This window comes from Pseudonocardia sp. McavD-2-B (genome assembly GCF_024124365.1).
GTDB classification, from domain to species: domain Bacteria; phylum Actinomycetota; class Actinomycetes; order Mycobacteriales; family Pseudonocardiaceae; genus Pseudonocardia; species Pseudonocardia alni.
The window spans coordinates 1-4,464 of the sequence record NZ_JAMXSG010000365.1 but is presented as its reverse complement, the minus strand read 5'-3'; the positions used below and the strand labels follow the sequence as shown (position 1 = coordinate 4,464).

Below are 4,464 nucleotides of genomic sequence, written 5' to 3'. Positions count from 1 at the left end.
GGGCCCCGCAGATCTCATGCTGGACCTCAACCGAGTCGAGCGAGCAGGGCGATGACCCAGCGGCACCTCGGGCGCATCGGCAACCCAATCACGATCACCGACACCCGGAGGGTGGACCAGTGAGCGCGACGCCCACGACCACTACCGCGCCGGCACCGACTGCGGGGTCTGCGGCACCGCCTGCCGCGTCTTCCACGCCCGCACCGCCGCCGGCCGCTCGGCCGGTCGCGCCGCCCGTCTCACCTCGGCCCTGCTGCGGCGCAGCTGACCCCTGCGCTCCGTCCCCGGACGGTCCGCCGGGAGACGTTCCACGAACGCCCCCGCCTCCTCCCGTGAGGCGGGGGCGTTCGCGTGTCCGTCGTCAGGCCGCGGCGGCCAGCCAGGGCTCCCAGGCGGGCAGTGGTTCCACCGCCAGGACGAGCACCCCCGCCCCGTTCCTCGCGGGCGGTGCCGGCGCCGTCCGCAGGGTCCAGCCCAGTTCCTCGATGAGACGGTCCGCCTTCTTCGAGTTGCAGGCCTTGCATGCCGCGACGCAGTTCTCCCAGCTGTGCGCCCCTCCGCGGCTGCGGGGGATCACGTGGTCGATGGTGTCGGCGCGTCTGCTGCAGTACGCGCAGCGTCGGGCGTCACGACGGAGCACACCGGCCCGGGTCATGGGCACCGATCGGCGGTAGGGCACCCGGACGTAGCGGGAGAGCCGCAGGACGGACGGTGCCGGGAGAGCGAGACTCTCGGAACGGAACTCCGCGCCCTCGAGCGCCTCCTGGAGACACTCGGCCTTACCGGCGAGCAGCAGGCAGATGGCGCGCTTGGACGTGACCACGGCCAGCGGTTCGAAGCTGGCGTTGAGGAGCAGGACCCGGGACCCCGATGGGATCCGAGCCGTGGTCGGCAGCTCGGCCCCCGGTGCCGGGACGGGATCGTCGGGGAGCGCGTCGACCGCTCTCAGTTCGCCAGGGACGATCATCTCGGCACCATGGGGGACGGGTTGTCGGTACGGCACGCGACCACCTCCGCGAACGCTCGAGGTCCGGATGTAGTCGACCATACGGAACCCGGGTTACGCGAGTGTGATAGCGCGACCGACGCGGGGTGTCCCGTCGGTTCCGCGGCGCGGATCAGCCCCCGAGTGCGCCGATCACGTCCGCGAGGAGGTCGCCGGTGTCCTCGACACCGCAGGACAGCCGCACCAGACCGTCCGGCACCGCGTCGCCCCAGCGCGCCCGCCGGTCCGCAGCGGTGCGCAGCCCGCCGAAGCTCGTCGCCGAGTCGACCAGCGTCGTGCGGGCCAGGAACTCCGAGACGGCGTGGGCGTCGGCCAGGGTGAACCGCAGGATCCCGTTCCAGCGCCGCATCTGGGTCCGGGCGAGCACGTGCGACGGGTCGTCGGCCAGCCCTGGCCAGCGCACGTCGTGCACGCCCGGGGTCTCCCGCAGCGCGACGGCGAGCGCGCGGGCGTTCTCGGCCTGCCGGGCCAGCCGCAGGTCCAGGGTGCCGAGCCCGCGCAGCGCCAGCCAGGTCTCCATCGGCCCGGCGATCGCGCCGCCGCGGGTGCGGAAGGCGCGGACCCGCTCGTGGTACACCGGGTCGGCCGCGGACACGTGCCCGAGCAGCAGATCCCCGTGCCCGGACAGCGCCTTGGTGTCGCTGGCGACGACGAGGTCCGCGCCGAGCGCGAGCGGCTGCTGCCCGAGCGGGGTGCACGTGGTGTTGTCGACGGCGACGACCGCCCCGGCCGCATGCGCGGCGGCGGCGACCGCGGCGACGTCGCAGACCTCCAGGCCGGGGTTCGACGGCGTCTCCAGCATCACCAGTGCGGGCCGGTGCCGGGCGATCGCCGAGGCCCAGTCGCCCGCGGTCGCGCAGTAGGCGACCGGCACCCCGAGCGGTGCGAGCTCCTCGTCGGCGAGCAGGCGCGCGACGTAGTAGCCGTCGCTGGGCAGCAGCACGCCGCGCCCGGCGCCGGTGAACGCACGCAGGACCGCGGCGATCGCGGCCATCCCGGACGGGAACACCGTGCACGGCCCGCCGTCGAGCTCGCCGACGGCGGCCTCGAACTCCCGCCACGTCGGGTTGTCCGCGCGGGCGTAGAAGTCCGCGCCCTGGTCGGCCTCCTCCGGGCGGCCGAGGTGGTAGGTGCTGGTCAGCACCGGCCCTCGGTGCACCGGATCGCCGACGGCGTGGGCGTCGTGCTCCCCGCCGCGCACGCAGCGGGTGCCGTCTCCGAGCATGGGGTTCACTCCGGCTTCGGGGCCCGGGAGATCAGTTCCTTGGCCATCTGGTGGGCGGTCATGCCCTCGTGGCAGACCCGGCGCACCGCGTCGGCGATGGGCAGCTCCACCCCGGCGCGCTCACCGAGCTCGCAGATCGACAGGCAGGACTTCACGCCCTCGGCGACCTGGCCGTGGTTGGCCTTCTCCGCCTCGGCGAGACTCGCGCCGCGGCCGAGCTGCTCGCCGAAGGTGCGGTTGCGCGACAGCGGGGAGCTGCACGTCGCCACCAGGTCGCCCATGCCGGCCAGGCCGGCGAAGGTCAGCGGCGAGGCACCGAGCGCCATCCCGAGCCGGGACATCTCGGCCAGCCCGCGGGTGATCAGCGACGCCCGCGAGTTGTCGCCCAGCCCCATCCCGGACGCGACGCCGACGGCCAGCGCGATGACGTTCTTGCCCGCCCCGCCCAGCTCCGCCCCGACGACGTCGGTGTTGGTGTAGGCGCGGAAGTAACCGGTCGCACAGGCGGTCTGCAGCGCCACCGCACGGTCGTGGTCCTCGCACGCGATGACGGTGGCCGTCGGCTGCTCGTGGGCGATCTCCGCGGCCAGGTTCGGCCCGGACACCACGGCGAGCCGGTCCACCCCGACGCCGGTGACGTCGTCGATGACCTCGGTCATCCGCTTGAGCGTCCCCAGCTCGACGCCCTTGGCCAGGCTGGTGAGGGTGACCCCGGCCGGGACCAGGTCGCGCCAGCGCTCCAGGTTGTCGCGCAGCGACTGCGACGGCACCGCGAGGATCACCGCGTCGGCCCCGTCGAGGGCCTCGGCCGCGTCGTGGGTGGCCCGCAGCGTGTCCGGCAGCGCGACGTCAGACAGGTAGTCGGGGTTGCGCCGGTCGGCGTTGATCGCCTCGGCCACCTCCGCCCGGCGGGCCCACAGCCGCACGTCGCGACCGGCGTCGCCGAGGACCTTCGCGAACGCGGTGCCCCAGCTGCCCGCGCCGAGCACGGCGACGCGGTGGATCGAGTGCACGGGTTCGTTGACCGGACGCTCCCCGAACGACGGGGCCGGGGGGACGCTCATCGGCCCGCCTCGCTCTCCGGGCGGCGGCGGTAGAACTCCTCCGGCGCGTCCTCGTCGCGGACCTCGGCGAGCAGCTCCCGCACCCGTCCCATGATCAGGTCGGTGACCTCGCGCAGGATGTGGGCGTCCAGCGGGCGCCCGCGGTAGGCGCTCAGGTCCACCGGGTCCCCCGCGCGCAGCACGACATCGGTGCGCGGCAGCGGGCGGAACTTCTTCTCGTAGCCGTTCAGGACCTCGCGGGTCCCCCAGTGCACCATCGGGATGACCGGCACGTCCGAGGCCAGCGCCATCCGCGCGACGCCGGTGCGCGAGCGCATCGGCCACCCGTCGGGGTCGCGGGTGATGGTGCCCTCCGGGTAGATGATGACGATCTTGCCGTCGGCCAGGGCCTGCGTCCCGGCGGCCAGGCTCTGCTGGGCGTCGGCGGAGTCGCGGTAGACCGGGATCTGCCCCGAGCCGCGCAGCACCTGCCCGAGCACCGGCACCTGCCACAGGCTGCTCTTGGCCAGGAACCGGGGCACCCGCCCCGCGCTGTGCACGTAGGTCCCGGTGTGGATCGGGTCCAGGTGCGAGATGTGGTTGCCGACCAGCAGCGCGCCGCCCCGGGCCGGGAGGTGCTCACGGCCCTGGTAGCGCGGCCGGCCGGTGAGCCAGCCGATCGAGTAGAAGAACGGGACGGCGAAACCGACCCAGAATCCGCTCTTCTCGCGTGCCACCGGCGGCCTCCTCCTGCCCGCCTCGGTGGCGGGTCGTGGGGTCGTCGCGGATCGGGATGATCCGGATCTCGTCCGTGGAGTCTCCCCACAGAGGCCCCACGGTGTCACGCGGGGTGCCAGACTGGGGCCGTGACCCTGCGGGTGGACCTGGTCGTACCGGTGAAACCGCTGCCCCGCGCCAAGACCCGGCTGCGCGGTGCCGCCGACGGCGGGGTGGGTGATCTCGACGCGCACCAGCGGCTCGCGCTGGCCCTGGCCCGCGACACGGTGGCCGCCGCCGTCGCCGCGACGGCGGTCCGGCACGTGCTGGTGATCTCCTCGGACCCGGCGGTGGCGATGGAGGTCGGCGCGCTCGGCGCGGAGGTCGTCACCGACCCCGGCCGCCGGCTCAACGGCGCGCTGCGCCACGGTGCCGCGCTGCTGCGCGCGCGCGACCCGCACGCCGCGCTGGGG

At 74.5% G+C, this 4,464-nt stretch carries 4 protein-coding genes and 1 pseudogene; 1 reads left to right on the top strand and 4 read right to left on the bottom strand.

Going from position 1 to position 4,464, the window contains the following annotated elements; genetic code table 11:
* Positions 1-361 precede the first annotated feature (361 nt).
* The 4 genes from NH602_RS28410 to NH602_RS28395 all read right to left on the bottom strand — a co-directional run bounded on the left by NH602_RS28410 (position 362) and on the right by NH602_RS28395 (position 4,011).
* Positions 362-967 (bottom strand): HNH endonuclease, encoded by a 606-nt coding sequence (locus NH602_RS28410; protein ID WP_253069410.1) that lies wholly within the window; start codon positions 965-967, stop codon positions 362-364.
* 151 nt (positions 968-1,118) lie between these two features.
* Positions 1,119-2,231, bottom strand: a complete 1,113-nt coding sequence (locus NH602_RS28405; protein WP_253069409.1) for a cystathionine gamma-lyase — start codon at positions 2,229-2,231, stop codon at positions 1,119-1,121.
* A 5-nt stretch (positions 2,232-2,236) separates the two neighbouring features.
* Positions 2,237-3,295 carry an NAD(P)H-dependent glycerol-3-phosphate dehydrogenase gene (locus NH602_RS28400; protein WP_073578417.1) on the bottom strand — a complete coding sequence of 353 codons (1,059 nt, stop codon included), beginning with the start codon at positions 3,293-3,295 and terminating at the stop codon, positions 2,237-2,239.
* Positions 3,292-4,011: a 1-acyl-sn-glycerol-3-phosphate acyltransferase gene (locus NH602_RS28395; RefSeq protein WP_253069408.1), complete on the bottom strand. Its 720-nt coding sequence runs from the start codon at positions 4,009-4,011 to the stop codon at positions 3,292-3,294. The genes NH602_RS28400 and NH602_RS28395 overlap by 4 nt, the downstream gene beginning before the upstream one ends.
* Positions 4,012-4,140: 129 nt before the next feature.
* On the opposite strand from NH602_RS28395, the pseudogene NH602_RS28390 reads away from it, so the two are divergent.
* Positions 4,141-4,464: pseudogene (locus NH602_RS28390) on the top strand (2-phospho-L-lactate guanylyltransferase); the annotation flags it as partial.